This window comes from Salinispora sp. CH2A1_6, from assembly GCF_056820975.1.
On the sequence record NZ_JBXEDG010000001.1, the window covers coordinates 781,281 to 799,836 of the forward strand.

17 protein-coding genes and 1 tRNA gene are annotated in these 18,556 nt (G+C 70.5%); 17 read left to right on the forward strand and 1 reads right to left on the reverse strand.

Going from position 1 to position 18,556, the window contains the following annotated elements; translation table 11 throughout:
* Positions 1–41 precede the first annotated feature (41 nt).
* The 9 genes from metG (at position 42) to AC1UKG_RS03805 (ending at position 9,901) form a co-directional block, all read left to right on the forward strand.
* Positions 42–1,844, forward strand: coding sequence for a methionine--tRNA ligase (metG, locus tag AC1UKG_RS03765; protein ID WP_482641843.1), 1,803 nt, complete (start codon positions 42–44; stop codon positions 1,842–1,844).
* Positions 1,845–1,976: 132 nt separating this feature from the next.
* Positions 1,977–2,219: a DUF3311 domain-containing protein gene (locus AC1UKG_RS03770; RefSeq protein WP_018741926.1), complete on the forward strand. Its 243-nt coding sequence runs from the start codon at positions 1,977–1,979 to the stop codon at positions 2,217–2,219.
* The gene (gene mctP, locus AC1UKG_RS03775; protein ID WP_018741927.1) at positions 2,219–3,883 is read left to right on the forward strand and encodes a monocarboxylate uptake permease MctP; all 1,665 of its coding nucleotides are present in this window, start codon (positions 2,219–2,221) and stop codon (positions 3,881–3,883) included. Before AC1UKG_RS03770 ends, mctP begins: the two co-directional genes overlap by 1 nt.
* Positions 3,884–3,948: 65 nt before the next feature.
* Positions 3,949–4,869, forward strand: coding sequence for a TatD family hydrolase (locus AC1UKG_RS03780; RefSeq protein ID WP_018741928.1), 921 nt, complete (start codon positions 3,949–3,951; stop codon positions 4,867–4,869).
* Positions 4,870–4,947: 78 nt separating this feature from the next.
* Positions 4,948–5,820: a 16S rRNA (adenine(1518)-N(6)/adenine(1519)-N(6))-dimethyltransferase RsmA gene (rsmA, locus tag AC1UKG_RS03785; RefSeq protein WP_018741929.1), complete on the forward strand. Its 873-nt coding sequence runs from the start codon at positions 4,948–4,950 to the stop codon at positions 5,818–5,820.
* A gap of 96 nt (positions 5,821–5,916) precedes the next feature.
* Positions 5,917–6,864 carry a 4-(cytidine 5'-diphospho)-2-C-methyl-D-erythritol kinase gene (locus tag AC1UKG_RS03790; RefSeq protein ID WP_018741930.1) on the forward strand — a complete coding sequence of 316 codons (948 nt, stop codon included), beginning with the start codon at positions 5,917–5,919 and terminating at the stop codon, positions 6,862–6,864.
* A 99-nt stretch (positions 6,865–6,963) separates the two neighbouring features.
* On the forward strand, positions 6,964–8,760 hold the full coding sequence (locus AC1UKG_RS03795) for an ABC-F family ATP-binding cassette domain-containing protein (RefSeq protein ID WP_018741931.1): 1,797 nt from the start codon (positions 6,964–6,966) through the stop codon (positions 8,758–8,760).
* A gap of 103 nt (positions 8,761–8,863) precedes the next feature.
* Positions 8,864–9,319: a DUF4383 domain-containing protein gene (locus AC1UKG_RS03800; protein WP_482641842.1), complete on the forward strand. Its 456-nt coding sequence runs from the start codon at positions 8,864–8,866 to the stop codon at positions 9,317–9,319.
* A 105-nt stretch (positions 9,320–9,424) separates the two neighbouring features.
* On the forward strand, positions 9,425–9,901 hold the full coding sequence (locus tag AC1UKG_RS03805) for a DUF4383 domain-containing protein (RefSeq protein WP_018741933.1): 477 nt from the start codon (positions 9,425–9,427) through the stop codon (positions 9,899–9,901).
* Between the two features lies 1 nt (position 9,902).
* Here AC1UKG_RS03805 and AC1UKG_RS03810 read toward each other — a convergent pair whose 3' ends face one another.
* Complete coding sequence (locus tag AC1UKG_RS03810) at positions 9,903–10,586, reverse strand: TetR/AcrR family transcriptional regulator (RefSeq protein WP_018741934.1); 684 nt, start codon at positions 10,584–10,586, stop codon at positions 9,903–9,905.
* 296 nt (positions 10,587–10,882) lie between these two features.
* Between AC1UKG_RS03810 and AC1UKG_RS03815 the strand changes: the two genes are divergently transcribed.
* The 8 genes from AC1UKG_RS03815 to AC1UKG_RS03850 all read left to right on the forward strand — a co-directional run bounded on the left by AC1UKG_RS03815 (position 10,883) and on the right by AC1UKG_RS03850 (position 18,517).
* Positions 10,883–10,954: transfer RNA gene (locus tag AC1UKG_RS03815), tRNA-Gln, on the forward strand.
* Between the two features lie 100 nt (positions 10,955–11,054).
* Positions 11,055–12,593, forward strand: coding sequence for a bifunctional UDP-N-acetylglucosamine diphosphorylase/glucosamine-1-phosphate N-acetyltransferase GlmU (gene glmU, locus AC1UKG_RS03820; RefSeq protein WP_482641841.1), 1,539 nt, complete (start codon positions 11,055–11,057; stop codon positions 12,591–12,593).
* 53 nt (positions 12,594–12,646) lie between these two features.
* Positions 12,647–13,627 carry a ribose-phosphate diphosphokinase gene (locus tag AC1UKG_RS03825; protein WP_018218501.1) on the forward strand — a complete coding sequence of 327 codons (981 nt, stop codon included), beginning with the start codon at positions 12,647–12,649 and terminating at the stop codon, positions 13,625–13,627.
* Positions 13,628–13,959: 332 nt separating this feature from the next.
* Complete coding sequence (locus AC1UKG_RS03830) at positions 13,960–14,661, forward strand: 50S ribosomal protein L25/general stress protein Ctc (protein WP_018741936.1); 702 nt, start codon at positions 13,960–13,962, stop codon at positions 14,659–14,661.
* A gap of 93 nt (positions 14,662–14,754) precedes the next feature.
* Positions 14,755–15,345 (forward strand): aminoacyl-tRNA hydrolase, encoded by a 591-nt coding sequence (gene pth / locus AC1UKG_RS03835; RefSeq protein WP_018814342.1) that lies wholly within the window; start codon positions 14,755–14,757, stop codon positions 15,343–15,345.
* 62 nt (positions 15,346–15,407) lie between these two features.
* Positions 15,408–16,229, forward strand: a complete 822-nt coding sequence (locus AC1UKG_RS03840) for an inositol monophosphatase family protein (RefSeq protein ID WP_026325053.1) — start codon at positions 15,408–15,410, stop codon at positions 16,227–16,229.
* A gap of 69 nt (positions 16,230–16,298) precedes the next feature.
* Positions 16,299–17,210: a sulfate adenylyltransferase subunit CysD gene (cysD, locus tag AC1UKG_RS03845; protein ID WP_018729499.1), complete on the forward strand. Its 912-nt coding sequence runs from the start codon at positions 16,299–16,301 to the stop codon at positions 17,208–17,210.
* Positions 17,210–18,517: a GTP-binding protein gene (locus AC1UKG_RS03850; RefSeq protein WP_018741939.1), complete on the forward strand. Its 1,308-nt coding sequence runs from the start codon at positions 17,210–17,212 to the stop codon at positions 18,515–18,517. Before cysD ends, AC1UKG_RS03850 begins: the two co-directional genes overlap by 1 nt.
* Positions 18,518–18,556 lie beyond the last annotated feature (39 nt).

Here is an 18,556-nt window from a genome sequence, read left to right on the forward strand (position 1 = left end):
GGTTCGCGGCTCCACGGCCGGGGTCACTAGGCTTGTTGGCCATGAGTCACGTTCTCGCGGCGGTTGCCTGGCCTTACGCCAACGGCCCGCGCCACATCGGCCACGTCTCCGGCTTCGGCGTTCCCTCCGACGTCTTCGCCCGGTATATGCGGATGGCCGGCCACGACGTGCTCATGGTCTCCGGCACCGACGAGCACGGCACGCCGATCCAGGTGCAGGCCGACGCGGAGGGGGTCACGCCCCGTGAGCTGGCCGACCGCTACAACCGGGTGATCGTGGCGGACCTACACGGGCTCGGGCTCTCCTACGACCTGTTCACCCGCACCACCACCGGCAACCACTACGCCGTGGTGCAGGAGCTGTTCGAGGGGATGTACCGCAACGGCTACATCGTGCCGAAGACCACGATGGGTGCCATCTCCCCGTCCACCGGTCGGACCCTGCCCGATCGCTACATCGAGGGCACCTGCCCGATCTGCGGCTACGAGAGCGCCCGCGGCGACCAGTGCGACAGCTGCGGCAACCAGCTCGACCCGATCGACCTGCGAAACCCGAAGTCGAAGATCAACGGGGAGACGCCGAAGTTCGTCGAGACCGAACACTTCTTCCTCGACCTGCCGGCGCTCGCCGACGTGCTGGGGCAGTGGCTGGAGACGCGGGAGGGCTGGCGGCCGAACGTCCTGCGCTTCTCCAAGAACCTGTTGGACGACCTCCAGCCCCGGGCGATCACCCGGGACCTGGAGTGGGGTGTGCCGGTCCCGCTCGACGGCTGGCGGGAGCGCGGCGACAAGCGCATCTACGTGTGGTTCGACGCGGTGATCGGCTACCTCTCCGCCTCGATCGAGTGGGCCCGCCGCTCCGGTGACCCACAGGCGTGGCGCCGGTGGTGGTCGGCGGACGGGCCCGGCAAGGACGCCCCCAGCCACTACTTCATGGGCAAGGACAACATCGTCTTCCACTCGGTGATCTGGCCGGCGCTGCTCGCCGGCTACTCCGGCGAAGGCTCCCACGACGGGCAGCCGGGCGAGCTGGGCCGGCTGAACCTGCCCACCGAGGTGGTCTCCAGCGAGTTCCTGACCATGGAGGGGCGGAAGTTCTCCTCGTCCCGACGCGTGGTCATCTACGTCCGCGACTTCCTGGAGCGCTACGACGCCGACGCGTTGCGCTACTTCATCGCGGTGGCCGGCCCGGAGAGCAACGACACCGACTTCACCTGGGCGGAGTTCCTCCGGCGCAACAACGACGAGCTGGTCGCCGGCTGGGGCAACCTGGTCAACCGCTCCATCTCGATGGCTGCGAAGAACTTCGGCGCGATCCCACCGGTCGACCCGGCCGGGCTCACCGAGGCCGATGAGGCGCTGCTCGCGGTGGCCCGGGCCGGCTTCGACACGGTCGGCGAGCTGATCGGCCGGCACCGGCAGAAGCAGGCGATCGGCGAGGCGATGAAGGTGGTGGCCGAGGCCAACCGCTACCTCTCCGAGCAGGCGCCGTGGAAGCTCAAGGGCGAGGCGGACCGGCCGCGGATGGGCACCGTCCTGCACGTCGCCCTGCAGGTGGTCAGCGACGCGAACACGCTGCTCACCCCCTTCCTGCCGCATGCCGCGCAGAAGATCCACCAGCTGCTCGGCGGCACCGGGGTGCACGCGCCGATGCCCGTGATCGAGGAGGTTGAGGACCTCGACGGCGGGCCGGCCTACCCGGTGCTGACCGGTGACTACACGGTCGGTACCCGGTGGGAGTCGGTGCCGTTGGAGGTGGGGCGGGCACTCGACCCGCCCACGCCGGTGTTCCGCAAACTCGACCCGTCGATCGTGGACGAGGAGCTGGCCCGCCTGGCGGGCTGAGCGCTGGTGGCCGCGCCGCTCGTCGCAGCGGATCCACCGCTCGGCGCAGCGGCCCACCGGCGACAGGTGATGGTGATCATGCGGTCGTAGTCTCGGCCGGCACATCCCAAACACCGCACCGGAGGTGGGCCGATGGCCACGCCCGAACCCCAGACGCCGGCCGCCGCGAAGACCCGGGCGAAGGACAAGAGTCCCTGGAACTGGCTGCTCTTCGTGCCGGTCGTCGTGCCGTTGATCCCCGCGTTCTACAACTCCGACTCGCCCCGGGTTCTCGGCTTCCCCCGGTTCTACTGGCTCCAGCTCGCGTACATTCTGCTCGGCGTCGCGGTCACCACGCTCGTGTATCAGCTCACGAAGAAGCGGGGTGACCGCTGATGTGGCGTGACCACGTCACCGAGATCAGTATCTTTACCGCGCTCTTCCTGCTGGTGAGCGCCATGGGATTCGTCGCATCCCGGTGGCGCGCGCCGAAGGACATGGCCCACCTCGACGAGTGGGGGCTGGGTGGGCGTAACTTCGGCGGCTGGATCACCTGGTTCCTGATCGGCGGCGACCTGTACACCGCGTACACCTTCGTGGCCGTACCGGCACTGGTATTCGGTGCCGGCGCGATGGGCTTCTTCGCGGTGCCGTACACCGTCGTCATCTACCCGATGGTCTTCCTGGTGCTCTGTCGGCTCTGGTCGGTGTCGCACCGGCACGGCTTCGTCACGCCGGCGGACTTCGTCCGTAGCCGCTTTGACTCGCCGGTTCTCGCGCTACTTGTGGCGATTACCGGGATTGTGGCCACGATGCCGTACATCGCGTTGCAGCTTGTCGGGATCGAGGCGGTGCTCAAGACCATGGGCGTGACCGGGGAGAGCAGCCTGGCTCGGCACCTGCCCATCATCATCGCGTTCGCGATCCTGGCGGCGTACACGTACCAGTCCGGGCTCCGCGCGCCGGCACTGATCGCCTTCGTCAAGGACACCCTGATCTACGTGGTGATCCTGGCGGCGGTGCTGTACCTGCCGTACAAGCTGGGGGGCTGGGGAGAGATCTTCGACGCTGCCGACGCGAAGTTCGCGGCATCACCGAATCCCAGTGACGGGATTCTGCTCAACGCCAACAACCAGGTCCAGTACGTCACCCTGGCCTTCGGCTCGGCGCTGGCGCTCTTCCTGTACCCGCACAGCATCACGGGTGTGCTGGCCAGCCGGAACCGGGATGTCATCAAGCGGAACATGTCGGCGTTGCCCGCCTACAGTGTGCTGCTGGGACTCATCGCGCTGCTCGGCTTCATGGCGATCGCGGCCGACGTGCAGCCGCTGCCCGGGGCGACCGCGGGCACGGTGGACAACAACACCGTTGTTCCGGTGCTCTTCGACCAGCAGTTCCCGAGCTGGTTCACCGGTGTCGCGTACGCGGCGATCGGCATCGGGGCACTGGTGCCGGCGGCGATCATGTCGATCGCGGCAGCGAATCTGTTCACCCGCAACATCTACAAGGAGTACCTGCGGCGGGACGCCACCCCGGCCCAGGAGGCGAAGGTCTCCAAGCTCACCTCGTTGGTGGTGAAGATCGGCGCAGTGGCCTGCATCGTCTTCCTCGACCCGCAGTTCTCCATCGACCTCCAGCTGATCGGCGGCGTGATCATCCTGCAGACGCTGCCGGCGGTGGCCCTCGGCCTCTACACCCGCTGGTTCCACCGCGGCGCGCTGATCGCCGGCTGGGCGGTCGGCATGTCCCTGGGCATGTGGATGCTCTACCAGGTGTCCAGCCCGACCCGGAGTCACTTCGGCGGCTCCGCGTTCCCCCTGGAGAGGTTCGGCGTCGACACGACGATGACCATCTACGCCGGATTCGTGGCCGTGCTGGCCAACCTGTTGGTCGCGACAGCGCTGACGCTGGTGCTGCGGACCGCGAAGGTGGCCGACGGGGGCGACCGGACCAGCCCGGACGACTACTTCGCCGACGAGGGGGACCCGCGGGTGAGCCGGGGCGACCGCCGGGACGCCGATGCTTCCCCGGAGCCGGTGGCGGGCGCGAATGCCGGGTAGCCGATGGTTCGGGGGAACACCGGGTAGCGGGCGGCCGCCGGCACTGGTGTGTGATGCTTGCGCCGATGACCGAGCAGACCGAAACCCGTAAGCAGCGTGCGGCCCGCCGGGCCGGGGAGTTCCCGGCCGCGCCCGCGCCGCTGCCCCGACCGGTGCCCGACAGCCACACCCACCTCGACATCACGATCAGCGAGGCCGGGGTCCCGCCGCACCGGGCAGCGGGCGCCGACGCGGGGGCCGCCCCCGGACCGGCGGCCGACCCGGTCCGGGCCGTGGTGGAGGCGGCCGCGGAGGTCGGGGTGGACCGGTTGGTGCAGGTGGGGGTTGACGTCGACTCGTCCCGGTGGGGGGCGGAGCTGGCCCAGCGCTACCCGGCGGTCGTCGCCACCGTCGCGCTGCATCCCAACGAAGCGCCCCGGTTGGCGGAGCTGGACGAGGCGCTGCGGGCCGTCGAGTCGCTGGCCGGCCAGGACCGGGTACGGGGCGTCGGCGAGACCGGGATGGACTTCTACCGCACCGGTGAGGACGGGCGGGCCGCGCAGGAGGCCAGTTTCCGGGCACACATCGACATCGCCAAGCGGTACGGCCGGACCCTGGTGGTCCATGACCGGGAGGCGCACGCCGACGTGTTGCGGATCCTGGACGACGAGGGCGCTCCGGAGACGGTGGTGATGCACTGTTTCTCCGGCGACGCCGAGTTCGCCCGCGCCTGTGTGCGCCGCGGCTACCTGCTCAGCTTCGCCGGCACCGTCACCTTCAGCAGCGCCGCGGCACTGCGGGCGGCTGCCGCGGTGACGCCGCTGGACCACCTCCTCGTGGAGACGGACGCACCGTATCTCACTCCGGTGCCGCACCGGGGCCGGCCCAACGCGTCGTATCTGATCCCGCTCACCGTCCGCGCGCTCGCCGCCACCACCGGCAGCGACCTGGATGAGCTCTGTGCGGCCCTCTCCCGTACCGGCGAGCGGGCCTTCGGCCCCTGGTGACGTGGCGCTGGCGGGATTCCGCGGCGAGGTGGCGGGCCCCTGCCCGGGGCGCCCCGGCGTCCACCTACGCTAGCGGACGTGACCGGTCTCCTCGGCCCGGCGGAGATCCGGGACCTCGCCGCCCGCCTCGGCGTCGCTCCCACCAAGCGGCTCGGCCAGAACTTCGTCCATGACCCCAACACGGTGCGACGGATCGTCACCACCGCCGGCCTGACCGCTGAGGATGTGGTGCTGGAGGTCGGGCCGGGCCTCGGCTCGCTCACCCTTGCGCTGCTGCCGGCCGCCGCGCACGTGCACGCCGTCGAGATCGACCCGGTCCTCGCCGCCGCCCTGCCGGAGACCGCTGCCCGGCACGCCGGTCCCGCCGCCGACCGGCTCTCCGTGCACCGCGCCGACGCGCTCCGGGTCACCGCCGGGCAGCTCGCTGATCCCGCGCCGACCGCGTTGGTCGCCAACCTGCCGTACAACGTCGCCGTGCCGGTGGTGCTGCACCTGCTCGCCGAGTTGCCGACGCTGCGGCACGGCCTGGTCATGGTGCAGAAGGAGGTCGCGGATCGGCTCGTCGCCGGTCCCGGTTCCCGGGTGTACGGCGTGCCGTCGGTCAAACTCGCCTGGTACGCCCACGTCCACGCGGCCGGGAAGGTGCCGCCGAACGTGTTCTGGCCGGTGCCGAACGTCGACTCCGGGCTGGTCGCCTTCACCCGTCGTGAGCCGCCGGGCGTGGGTGGTTCCCGGCAGCGGGTCTTCGCGGTGGTGGATGCGGCGTTCGCCCAGCGTCGGAAAACCCTTCGGGCGGCCCTGGCCGGCTGGGCCGGCGGTGCGGACCGGGCGGCCGCGGTGCTCACCGCCGCCGGAGTGGATCCCCGCGCTCGCGGGGAGGCGCTTCCGGTCGAGCAGTTCGCCGCTATCGCCGCGTCGGCCCCGGACGCCTCCGACCGGGCAGTAGGCTGACGCCGTGCTCGCCGAGGACGTACGACACACCACGCCGCTGCCCCCGCCCGTCGCGCCCGGGACGGGGAGCCGGGACTCGGTCTGGGACACCATCCCGTGACCGAGGCCTGGCGACCGGAGGATGACGAACCGCGAGGTGTCAGTGGGCCGGTTCGGGTCCGAGTCCCCGCGAAGATCAACCTGCACCTGGGGGTGGGGCCGCTGCGCGGGGACGGCTATCACGAGCTCAACACCGTCTACCACGCGATCTCCATTCACGACGAGTTGACCGCCCGCCGGGGCGACACCCTCACCCTGACCATGGAGGGTGAGGGGACCGGCGAATTGGCCCTGGACGAGTCAAACCTGGTCATCCGGGCCACCCGTGCCCTCGCCAGCTCCGTCGGGGTGCCGCCGTATGCCCGGCTGCACCTGCGCAAGCAGATTCCCCTGGCTGGTGGGCTCGCCGGGGGCAGTGCCGACGCCGCCGCCGCGCTGGTTGCCTGCGATGCCCTCTGGGGGACCGGGCTCTCCCGCGACGAACTGGCGGAGATCGCCGCCGACCTCGGTTCCGACGTGCCGTTCCTGATCCACGGGGGCACCGCGCTCGGCACCGGTCGGGGCGAGGCGGTCAGCCCGGTACTGGCCCGGCCGACCGTCTGGCACTGGGTCGTCGCGGTCGCCGACGGCGGCCTGTCCACGCCGGTCGCGTACCGGGAACTCGATCGACTCCGCGCTGCCGGGGCCGCCGGCCCCCCGCTTGGCAGCACCGACACCCTCCTCGCCGCCCTCCGACAGCGAGACCCACGGGTGCTCGCCGCGGCTCTCGGCAACGACCTCCAGGACGCCGCGCTCGCTCTGCGGCCGTCCCTGGCCGCCACGCTGAAGGCGGGCGAGGCGGCGGGTGCGCTCGCCGGCATCGTCTCCGGCTCCGGGCCGACCTGTGTCTTCCTCGCCACCGGAGCCGCCGACGCGGAGCGGATCGCCGCCGAGTTGGACGCCCTCGACGTGTGCCGACAGGCGCGCACCGCGCACGGCCCGGTCGCCGGGGCCCGGATCGGCTGACCGTCCCCGGCGCTGCCCGCCGGGCGCCCGCGTACCCTTGCCTCGGGCGTCCTTGGCTGCCGATCCGGTGCCGGGCGCCCTGACCGTGGAAGGGGTGTAGTGGCCAACATCGTCAACCTGGACCGGGTGTCCAAGGGCTACGGCGCTGCCGGGCCGCTGCTCACCGATGTCTCGCTCGGTCTCGACGACGCCGACCGGATCGGTGTGGTGGGGCTCAACGGCGCCGGCAAATCCACCCTGCTGCGCCTGCTCACCCGGCAGGAGGAGCCGGACGACGGCCGGGTGACGCACCGTCGCGACCTGCGCGTCGCCGCGTTGCCGCAGACCCTGCAGCTGGCCCCCGACGCGACCGTCCGAGACGTGGTCCTCGGCACCGCGTGGCTGGCCGAGGGGATGGGCGCCGAGCACGAGTGGGCCGGCGACGCCGGAGTCCGGGCGGTCCTCGACGGTCTCGGGATGCCGCACCTCGGCCTCGACGCTCCGGTCGGCCCGATGTCCGGCGGCGAGCGCCGGCGGGTCGCCCTGGCCGCGTTGCTGGTCCGCGACGCCGACCTGCTGATCCTCGACGAGCCCACCAACCATCTCGATGTCGGCGGCATCGACTGGCTGGCCCGGCATTTGCTCACCCGCCGCGGTGCGCTCGTCGTGGTCACCCACGACCGCTGGTTCCTCGACGCCGTCTGCACCACCACCTGGGAGGTCGCCGACCAGACCGTCCGGGCGTACGAGGGCGGTTTCGCCGCCTGGACCCTCGCCCGGGTCGAACGGGAACGGGTCGCCGCCGCCACCGAGGCGCGCCGCCAGAACCTACTCCGTAAGGAGATCGCCTGGCTGCGCCGCGGCGCGCCGGCCCGTACCGCCAAGCCGAAGTTCCGCATCGACGCGGCGAACGCGCTGATCGCTGACGTTCCGCCGCCGCGGGACAGCATGTCGCTGCAGCGGCTCGCCACCGCCCGGCTCGGCAAGCAGGTCTACGACCTGGAGCACGTCCGGTTGGACGCGGGGCCGAAGGAGATCCTGCGCGACCTCACCTGGCAGGTCGGTCCCGGGGATCGGATCGCCGTTCTCGGCCGTAACGGCGCTGGCAAGACCACTCTGCTGCGGATGCTCGCCGGCGTCACCCGGCCGGACCATGGCCGGTTCGTGGCCGGTTCCACCGTGCGTCCCGCGTTCCTCTCCCAGGAACTCGCCGAACTCCCCGGCCGGCTGCGCGTCCTCGAGGCGGTAGAGGAGGTCGCCCGCCGGGTCCGGCTCGGTGACCGAGAGATCTCCGCCGCCCAGCTCGCCGAGGTCTTCGGCTTCGACGACCGCCGGCTCTGGACCCCGGTGGCTGATCTCTCCGGTGGCGAGCGGCGGCGGCTGCAGCTGCTGCGCCTGCTCGCCGGTGAGCCGAATGTGCTCCTGCTGGACGAGCCCACCAACGACCTTGACACCGACACCCTCGCCGCGCTCGAGGATCTGCTCGACTCCTGGCCCGGCGTGATCGTCGTGGCCAGCCACGACCGTTACCTGGTGGAACGGGTCGCCGACACCGTGTATGGCATGTTCGGTGACGGCGAGCTGGTGCACCTGCCCGGCGGGGTTGACGAGTACCTGGCTCGGGCCACCGACGGCCCCGCTCCAGCGCCGGCGACGGGTGCGGGGCCGGCGCCGGCGAAGGCGAGCGGGATGTCTGCCGCGCAGGTCCGCCAGGCCCGCAAGGAACTGGCCCGGCTCGAGCGGCAGGTCGGCCGGCTGGAGCAGCGGGAGGCGGAGCTGCTTGACCAGCTGGCCGCGAACGCGACCGACTACGCGCGGGTCGCTGAGCTGGATAGCCAGCTCAAGGAGGTCCGGGGCGAGCGGGAGCAGGTCGAACAGGCCTGGTTGACGCTCGCTGACGAGATCCCGAGCGACTGACCGCCGCCGCGCCGCAGCCCGCCCGGACCGTGTGCGGCGTCACACCGGCCGGTACGGGACAATCGGCGCCGACCCTCACCGTAACGTCGTTGGAGACTCAGCCATGGCCCACACCCCCGTGAACCACCCCGCGCGGCCGATCTACCGGGCGATCGGCGGGCTGACCGGCCTGTACCTGGTCGCCTTCGGCGCGCTCGGTCTCGTCGCGACCGTCGGCGACGAGCTCTGGGCCCAGGGCGACACCGCGGTGCTCGGTCAGGGCACGAACCTTGGTTTCTCGTTGCTCAGCGTGCTGCTCGGTGGCACCGTGCTGGCCGGTACGGCGATCGGCCGCAACGTCGATGTGTTGATCAATCAGGGGCTGGGGTACCTGGGTATGGTGCTCAGCCTCGCCGGCCTCGCCTTCCTTCGGACCGAGGCGAACATCTTCAACTTCAGCATCGCCACCGTCCTCGTGCTGATGGTGACCGGCCTGGTCCTGCTCATGGTCGGGATGTACGGCAAGGTCGGCACCGACGCCGAGCAGGAGGCCTGGCAGCGGGCGCGGCTGGTGCTCTGACCATCGGCGCCGTGGTGCTTGCGGCTACCGGTCGATTCCCCGTACGTGCGGCCCCGGCCCGGGTGACAATGGCCCCTGACTGTCGTCGATCGGTCGGAGGGCGTCATGGCGCACATCCCGCTGAACCATCCGGCGCGGCCGATCTACCGGGTCCTCGCCGGGCTGATCGGTCTCTACATCCTGGTCTTCGGCGTCTGGGGCACCGCGCAGACGCTGGGTGACCCGCTCTTCGACCGGGACGGAGAGTGGGTGCTCGGCCTCCGCACCAACCTCGCGTTCGCGCTGGCCTCGGTGGTCTTCGGTGTCTTCCTCCTGGTGGGGGCGTCCCGGCGGGGCAATCTGGGCCACTACATGAACCTGACCGCCGGGGTCGTCTTCCTGGTGACCAGCATCCTGATGATGGCGGTGCTGCAGACCTCGGCCAACTTCCTCAGCTTCTCGATGTCGACCGTGGTCGTGTCGATGCTGTTCGGGCTGATCCTGCTCGGCACCGGCCTCTACGACAAGGTCGGGCCCGTGGAACACACCGAGACGGAGCAGGGCGGCTCTGGCCAGCCGGTCGCCGACCAGAACCGGTCCTGACTCAGCGTCTCCGGATGGTGATCAGGTCGGGCTTCGCCTCGAGGTGAGACAGGCCGTTCCAGGCCAGGTTCACCAGGTGCGCCGCCACCGTCTCCTTGCGCGGCCGGCGCACCTCCAGCCACCAGCGCCCGGTCAGCGCCACCATTCCCACCAGGGCCTGGGCATAGAGTTCGGCGAGTTTCGGGTCGTAGCCGCGGCTGGAGAACTCGGCACCGAGGATGTGCTCCACCTGGTGCGCGACGTCGTTCATGACGCTGCTGAAGTTGCCCGTTGACGACATCAGGGGTGATTCCCGGACCAACACCCGGAATCCGCTGGTCTCCTCCTCGATGTAGGTGAGCAGGGTCAGCGCGGCCTGTTCGAGCAGCTCCCGCGGGTGGCCGGCGGTCAGGGCGGTGGTGATCCGGTCGAGCAGGCCGCGGACCTCCCGGTCCACCACCACCGCGTACAGCCCCTCCTTGCCGCCGAAGTGCTCGTACACCACCGGTTTGGAGACCTTCGCCCGAGCCGCCACCTCTTCGATCGAGGTGGCGTCGAAGCCGCGTTCGGCGAAGAGCTGGCGCGCGGTCGAGATGAGTTGTTCGCGCCGCTGTGCCGCCGACATGCGTACCCGTGCGCTCTTGCCGGCCGCCGCGGCTCCCCGTCGCCGACCGGGGGTGGGGTCGGTGCTCAGGCTATCCATCATGTCGTCACCTCATCGGCGCTCGGTGCCGTCCAGTCGTGCGGGGTCGAGCCGGTCACCGGCCATCCTGCCAGGTGGGCTCGGCCGCTCCGTTCGGCGGCGGTCGGGAGTATGGCCGCCGTGGCACGGTGTGACCCGCGCCGACCCCACCACCCGGTTGCCCCTCGGGGGGCGGGGACTATCGTGGCTTCCGGTAATCCGACACGCGGTCGGGCGCCGTCCGGGCGGATCGCAGGTATGATCACCGAGCTGTTCCGGATCGTAGGTCTGCCCGACTGCGCCTTCGGATGACATGGCGATGGGGTGTGGGGTAACGGCAACCCGCAGGCCTTTGGAGCCTTGAGCTCCTGGTTCGAATCCAGGCACCCCAGCTCATGCCACCGGTCAGCATTGTGAAGGCCCCGCCGATGCCGCGTTGATGTCTGGTTAGCATGACCGCGAGACTGTCGCCGCACCGACGGGAGCCCTTCCGTGTCCCAGCAGCCCCCTGCCCGTACCGTCGTCGTGCTCGCCGCCGGTGCGGGTAAGCGGATGAAGTCCGGGCTCCCGAAGGTGCTGCATCCCCTGCTTGGCCGCACGCTCGTCGGCCACGTGCTCAGCGCCGCCGCACCGCTCGCCGCCGACCGCACGGTGGTGGTGGTCGGCCACGGCGCCGACCAGGTCCGGGCTCATCTGGCGGAGATCACCCCGCAGGCCACCCCGGTGCTCCAGGCCGAACAGCTCGGCACCGGGCACGCGGTGCGGATCGCGTTGGCCGCCGTCCCGGAGAGCAGCGGCACCGTGGTGGTTCTCAACGGGGACGTGCCGCTGCTGCGGCCGGAGACGCTCGGCGGGTTGGTCGAGGCGCACGAGCGGGCGGGTGCCGCCGCGACGGTGCTGGCCGCGGAGGTACCCGATCCGACCGGGCTCGGCCGGGTCGTCCGGGACGCGGACGGTCAGCTTCAGCAGATCGTGGAGCAGCGCGACACGACCCCCGCCCAGCGGGAGATTCGGGAGATCAACGCTGGCATCTACGCCTTCGACGCGGACCGGCTGCGGGGCGCGCTCGGCAAGCTGTCGACCGACAACGCCCAGGGCGAGGAGTACCTGACCGACGTCTTCAGCCTGCTGCGGTCGGCGAACGAGCCGGTGGCGGTGCACGTGGCCCCGGACCACATCGAGACGCTGGGCTGCAACGACCGGGTGGAGTTGGCCGGGCTGCGGCGACTGCTGCGCGACCGGGTCAACGAGGCCTGGATGCGCAGCGGGGTCAGCCTGCTCGACCCGTCGACCACCTGGATCGATGTGACCGTGGCGCTGGACCGGGACGCGGTGGTCGATCAGAACACGCAGCTACGGGGTGGCACCGCGATCGGTGCCGGGGCGCAGGTCGGCCCGGACGTCACGTTGGTGGACACCCTGGTCGGGCCCGGCGCCACCGTGGTCCGCAGCCACGCGGTCGGGGCGGAGATCGGCCCGGCGGCCAGCGTCGGCCCGTACGCGTACCTGCGGCCGGCGGCACGGCTGGCGGAGAAGTCGAAGGTCGGCACCTTCGTCGAGGTAAAGAACTCCGAGGTCGGCGTGGGGTCGAAGGTTCCGCACCTGACCTATGTCGGGGACGCCACGATCGGCAAGCAGACCAATATCGGCGCGGCGACCGTGTTCGTCAACTACGACGGGGTACGCAAGCACCGCACGGTCATCGGTGACCACGCCCGTACCGGCGCGGACAACATGTTCGTGGCGCCGGTCGAGGTCGGCGACGGGGCGTACACGGCGGCGGGTTCCGTGATCGCCGAGGACGTGCCGGCCGGGGCGATGGGGGTGGCCCGGTCGCGGCAGCGCAACATCGAGGGCTGGGTGCTCAAGCGGCGGGCCGGCACGGCCGCCGCGGCGGCCGCCGAGCGCGCCGGGCGGGCCGGTGTCGCGGGAGTGTTCTCCGGGGCGACGGCAAGTGAAGGTGAGGCAATGCACGCGGGGCCCGAGCCGGTGGGCGGGGCGCACGGCACCGGGGATACTGCAACCGACTAGCCCCGGCCCACCACCCGCGCCGGGCACCACCAACCAACAGGAGCAGACGGGCCATGGGCAGCATCGTCGCCGAAAACCGCAAGAGCTTGATGCTCTTCTCCGGGCGTGGCTTTCCGGAGTTAGCCAAGGAGATCGGCGAGGTGCTCGGGGTCGCCCCGACACCGGCCGACGCCTACGATTTCGCCAACGGTGAGATCTTCGTCCGCTACAAGGACTCGGTGCGCGGTTCGGACGCCTTCGTGGTGCAGTCCGTGACGCACGGGGTCAACACCTGGGTCATGGAGACCCTGATCATGATCGACGCGTTGAAGCGTGGGTCGGCCAAGCGGATCACCGTGGTCCTGCCGTTCTACCCGTACTCGCGGCAGGACAAGAAGCACCGGGGTCGGGAGCCGATCTCGGGCCGGCTGATCGCGGACCTGTTGAAGACCGCCGGCGCGAACCGGATCCTCACCGTGGATCTACACACCGCCCAGATCCAGGGCTTCTTCGATGGCCCGGTGGACCACCTCTTCGCGATGGACGTGCTCGCCGAGGAGGTGGAGCGTCGGTACGCGGGGAGACCCATGACGGTGGTCGCCCCGGATTCGGGTCGGGTCCGGGTCGCCGAGCGGTGGACCGACCGGCTGGGTGGTTGCCCGCTGGCGTTCATCCACAAGACCCGGGACCCGTCCAAGCCGAACCAGGTGGTGGCGAACCGGGTGGTCGGTGAGGTCGAGGGCCGGGTCTGCCTGATCGTCGACGACATGATCGACACGGGTGGCACGATCACCAAGGCGGCGGAGATCCTCAAGGAGTTGGGTGCGGCCGAGATCGTCGTCGCCTCCACCCACGCGCTCTTCTCGGATCCGGCGACCGAGCGGCTGAAGAACAGCCCGATCAGCGAGGTGCTGGTGACGAACACGTTGCCGCTGCCGCCGGAGAAGCAGCTTGACAAGATCACCGTGCTGTCGATCGCACCGCTGCTGGCCCGGGCGATCCGGGAGGTCTTCGACGACGGCTCGGTGACCACCCTCTTCGGTGGCCTGAGCTGAGTTGCGCTGTGGGAGCCCGGTCCGCAGTGGTCACCGCCGTCGGACCGGGCTTCTCCGGCACTCTGTGCCGGCTTTCGCTTCGGTGTGCTGGGGGGACGCTCCGGCGGGAGCGATCGAATCGCGGGGTGCCGCCGGAGTGGGCGGCAACCTTCGGGTAGACTAGTCGGGTTGCCACGGCGAGGGTGCCCTGCGGGCCGCTGACCAGGACCGCATGGAGGCGCCGTCATCGACGCGGCGCTCCTAGGCGGTCGGTCATGACGCAGGAGCCCCAGCGAGCCCCTCACCCGGCACCGAGACGACCATCGCCGCAGCGAAGCATCAGGAGTTCCCCCGTGTCCGAGGTAAAGATCAGCGCCGAGCCCCGCACCGAGTTCGGCAAGGGTGGTGCCCGCCGTACCCGCCGGGCCGGCAAGGTGCCTGCCGTGCTGTACGGCCACGGCGAGAAGCCCAAGCACATCGCGCTGCCGGCCCGTGAGTTCGCCGCGGCGATCCGGCGCGGTGGCGCCAACCAGCTCTTCACCATCGACATCAGCGACGGCACGCAGGTGCTGGCGCTGCCGAAGGCGATCCAGCGGGATCCGATCAAGGACACCTTCGAGCACGTGGATCTGCTGCTGGTCCGCCGCGGCGAGCAGATCACGGTCGAGGTCCCGGTGCAGCTGGTCGGGGAGGCCGCGAAGGGCACGCTGATCGTGCACGACCATGACAGCCTCTCGGTGACCGCGGACGCCACCAAGGTGCCGGACCACCTCGACGCCACCATTGAGGGCTTGGAGGCGGGCACGCAGGTCGCCGCCGGCGATGTGCAGCTGCCGGCCGGAGTCGAGCTGGCCACCGACCCGGAGCTGCCGGTCGCCGCGGTGACCGCCGCCCCGACCGAGGAGCAGCTCGAGGCCACGCTGCCGGAGGTGGAGGAGGCCGCTGCGGAGGCCGAGGCCGAGGTCGGCGAGGTCACCGAGGGTTCGGAGGGCGCCGAGGCCGGGGCTCCGGCGACCGAGCAGGAGGCGGGTTCCGAGGCGAAGGCCGAGGCCTGATCGTTCGCTGCGCAGGTGCCAGGCGTCCCCGCTCGTCGGGGGCGCCTGTTGGCGTATTGGTGGGCGGCACGGTGTGAGCGGAAGGGGCAGACGGTGGCGGAGGAGACAGGGCCGTGGCTGGTCGTCGGTCTGGGTAACCCCGGTCGGCAGTACGCCGGAAACCGGCACAACGTCGGCTTCCTCGTGGCTGACCTGTTGGCCGGGCGGCTGGGGTCCCGCTTCAGTCGACACAAGCGGGCGATGGCGGAGGTCGCCGAGGGACGGTTGGGTCTCGGTGGCCCGCGGCTGGTGCTGGTGAAGCCGCTGACGTATATGAACCTCTCCGGTGCGGCGGTGGCCGGCCTGGCGCAGTTCTACAAGGTGTCGCCGGCGCGGGTGGTCGCCATCCATGACGAGCTGGATATCCCCTACGGTCAGATTCGGGTGAAGTGCGGCGGCGGCGAGGGCGGCCACAACGGCCTGCGGTCGATGACGAAGTCCCTGGGGACGAAGGAGTACGCCCGGGTGCGGTTCGGGGTCGGCCGGCCGCCGGCGCGGCGGGACCCCGCGGATTTCGTACTGTCGGATTTCGGTACCGTCGAGCGCAAGGAGCTGGATTTCCTGGTGGATCGGGCGGCAGATGTCGTGGAGTCGGTTCTCCAACGCGGGGTGGAGCCGACCCAGAACCTCTATCACGGTGCCTGACGGCCGGTGTGGTGATGGTCTCCGATCCTTCAGGCGGGTGGCGCGGCGACGGGAGTACGGGAATGAGTAGCCCTCCGATGATCGACGGGGCATTCGCCCGTTGGCTGGCGGTCCGGGCCGGGCAGGCGTTGGTCAGCCTCCGCGACGAGGTGGGCTTCGGTGACCCGGCTGCCCTGAAGGCCGCGGGGGACAAGGTCTCGCACGACCTGCTCCGTACTGAACTGGCGATGTGGCGTCCGCAGGATGCGGTCCTGTCGGAGGAGGACGAGGGCTCCCGGCTGGCCTGGTCGGCGGAGGCGGGCGCTTCGACCGCACCCCGACTGACCAGCGACCGAGTGTGGATCATCGACCCCTTGGACGGGACCCGGGAGTTCGCCGAGGCCGGCCGGGTGGACTGGGCCGTGCATGTGGCGCTCTGGGCGAGGAACGCCCCGACGCCGCACGGACTGGTGGCGGGTGCGGTCGGGTTGCCGGCCCAGGATCGGGTACTGGGAACGGACTACCCGCCGGGATACCCGCCGGCGGCGACCACTGCGGGCGAGCCGGCGATCCGGTTGGCCGTCAGCCGCAGCCGCCCCCCGGTCTTCCTCACCGACCTGGCCGCCGAGGTGGGTGCCCAGCTGGTGCCGATGGGTTCGGCCGGTGCGAAGATCGCGGCGGTGATCACCGGTGAGGTGGACGCGTACATCCACGCGGGCGGGCAGTACGAGTGGGACTCGGCGGCGCCGGTGGCGGTGGCGACCGCCGCTGGGCTGCATGCTTCCCGAATCGACGGCTCCGCACTGAGGTACAACGACGCCAACCCGCGCCTGCCGGACCTGCTGGTCTGTCGCAAGGATCTCGCCAGTCGGTTGCTTGCGGCGGTGCAGCGCCATTGCGGGTAGCCTGAGCGCTACTTCTGGTAAAGCCGACCGGAAAGGTCTGGAAATGAGTGCGGGAATCGAGTCGGCGTCATGACGACGACGGCCGCATACCAGGTATCCCACCTTGACGCGCTGGAGGCGGAGAGCATCTTCGTGCTGCGCGAGGTGGTCGCGGAGATGGAACGACCGGTGCTGCTCTTCTCCGGCGGCAAAGACTCAATTGTGATGCTGTGGCTGGCGCAGAAGGCGTTCGCCCCGGCGAACATTCCGTTCCCGGTGCTGCATGTCGACACCGGGCACAACTTCCCCGAGGTGCTGGCGTACCGGGACCAGCGGGTCGCCGAGCTGGGCCTGCAGCTGGTGGTGGCGAGCGTACCGGAGGCCCTGGCCAGTGGGCTGGTACGGGAGAGCGCCGACGGCATGCGCAACCGGATCCAGACCCCGGTGCTCCTGGCCGCGGTCGAGCAGCACCGCTTCGACGCGCTCTTCGGTGGTGCCCGTCGGGATGAGGAGAAGGCGCGGGCCAAGGAGCGGGTGTTCAGCTTCCGGGACGAGTTCGGCCAGTGGGATCCGAAGAACCAGCGTCCGGAGCTCTGGTCGCTCTACAACGGCCGGCACCAGCCGGGTGAGTCGATCCGGGCGTTCCCGCTGTCCAACTGGACCGAGCTGGATGTCTGGCACTACATCGCCCGGGAACGGATTGAGGCGCCCTCGATCTACTACGCGCACGAGCGCGAGGTGATCGAGCGCGACGGGATGCTGTACGCGGTGAACGAGTTCATCCGCCCCCGCGCCGGCGAGGAGCGGTTCAAGGCTCGGGTGCGCTATCGGACGGTGGGCGACGCCTCCTGCACGGCGGCGGTCCGGTCGGACGCCGACACGGTGGCGAAGGTCATCGCGGAGGTGGCAGCCACCCGGATCACCGAGCGGGGCGCGACCCGCGGTGACGACCGGGTCAGCGAGGCCGCGATGGAGGACCGCAAGCGGGAGGGCTACTTCTGATGACCACCGAGACGACCGTCGAGGTCGGTGCCGAAGCGGCGTCCGCCCGTCCGATGGACCTGTTGCGGTTCGCCACGGCCGGCAGCGTGGATGACGGCAAGTCGACCCTGATCGGCCGCCTGCTCTATGACACCCGGTCCCTCTTCACTGATCAACTCGCCGCGGTGGAGGCGGTCAGCGCGGCCCGCGGCGACGAGTACACCAATCTCGCGCTGCTCACCGACGGCCTGCGGGCCGAGCGGGAGCAGGGCATCACGATCGACGTGGCGTACCGCTACTTCGCCACCCCCCGGCGGAAGTTCATCATCGCCGACACCCCGGGGCACATCCAGTACACCCGGAACATGGTCACCGGTGCCTCCACCGCCGACCTGGCGCTGATCCTGGTCGACGCGCGGAAGGGGTTGGTGGAGCAGTCCCGTCGACACGCCTTCCTCTGCTCCCTGCTGCGGGTGCCGCACCTGGTCCTCTGTGTCAACAAGATGGACCTGGTGGACTGGTCGCGTGAGGTCTACGAGAAGATCGCCGACGAGTTCACCGCGTTCGCGGCGAAGCTCGACGTACCCGACCTGACGGTGGTGCCGGTCTCCGCGCTGCACGGCGACAACATCGTCTCCCGGTCGGAGAAGATGCCCTGGTACGAGGGGCCGTCCCTGCTGCACCACCTGGAACGGGTGCACATCGCCAGCGATCGCAACCTGGTCGACGTGCGTTTCCCCGTGCAGTACGTGATCCGCCCGCAGTCCACCACCGTCACCGACTACCGCGGGTACGCGGGTCAGGTCGCCTCCGGCGTCCTCAAGCCCGATGACGAGGTGATGGTGCTGCCGAGCGGTTTCACCAGCCGGATCGCCGCGGTGGAGACCGCCGACGGGCCGGTCCCGGAGGCGTTTCCGCCGATGTCGGTGACCGTACGGTTGACTGACGAGATCGATATTTCCCGAGGCGACATGATCTGTCGCCCGAACAACGCCCCGGCCGTTGCCCAGGACATCGAGGCGATGGTCTGCTGGATGGACGAGACCCGACCGTTGCAGCTCGGTGGCAGGTACGTGATCAAGCACACCACCCGGTCGGCCCGAGCCATCGTCCGTGGGCTGCACTACCGGTTGGACATCAACTCGCTGCACCGGGACGAGTCGGCGGGGGAGTTGAGGCTCAACGAGATCGGTCGGGTCCGGTTCCGGACCATGGTTCCGCTGCTCGTTGACGAGTACCGCCGGAACCGCACCACCGGTGGATTTGTGGTCATCGACGAGACAACGAACCGGACGGTTGGCGCCGGCATGATCGTAGAGGCGGGCTGACCCACCGGTCGCGCGAGCGCTCCGGGCCGCCGCCCATCG

Bases quoted from the DNA above. Each gene is read 5' to 3' on its own strand.
- AC1UKG_RS03850 (WP_018741939.1), top strand. From the start codon at position 17,210: ATGACCACCGAGACGACCGTCGAGGTCGGTGCCGAAGCGGCGTCCGCC.
- AC1UKG_RS03780 (WP_018741928.1), top strand. From the start codon at position 3,949: ATGACCGAGCAGACCGAAACCCGTAAGCAGCGTGCGGCCCGCCGGGCC.
- AC1UKG_RS03770 (WP_018741926.1), top strand. From the start codon at position 1,977: ATGGCCACGCCCGAACCCCAGACGCCGGCCGCCGCGAAGACCCGGGCG.
- AC1UKG_RS03825 (WP_018218501.1), top strand. From the start codon at position 12,647: ATGGGCAGCATCGTCGCCGAAAACCGCAAGAGCTTGATGCTCTTCTCC.
- mctP (WP_018741927.1), top strand. From the start codon at position 2,219: ATGTGGCGTGACCACGTCACCGAGATCAGTATCTTTACCGCGCTCTTC.
- cysD (WP_018729499.1), top strand. From the start codon at position 16,299: ATGACGACGACGGCCGCATACCAGGTATCCCACCTTGACGCGCTGGAG.
- AC1UKG_RS03810 (WP_018741934.1), bottom strand. From the start codon at position 10,586: ATGATGGATAGCCTGAGCACCGACCCCACCCCCGGTCGGCGACGGGGA.
- AC1UKG_RS03840 (WP_026325053.1), top strand. From the start codon at position 15,408: ATGAGTAGCCCTCCGATGATCGACGGGGCATTCGCCCGTTGGCTGGCG.
- AC1UKG_RS03800 (WP_482641842.1), top strand. From the start codon at position 8,864: ATGGCCCACACCCCCGTGAACCACCCCGCGCGGCCGATCTACCGGGCG.
- metG (WP_482641843.1), top strand. From the start codon at position 42: ATGAGTCACGTTCTCGCGGCGGTTGCCTGGCCTTACGCCAACGGCCCG.
- AC1UKG_RS03805 (WP_018741933.1), top strand. From the start codon at position 9,425: ATGGCGCACATCCCGCTGAACCATCCGGCGCGGCCGATCTACCGGGTC.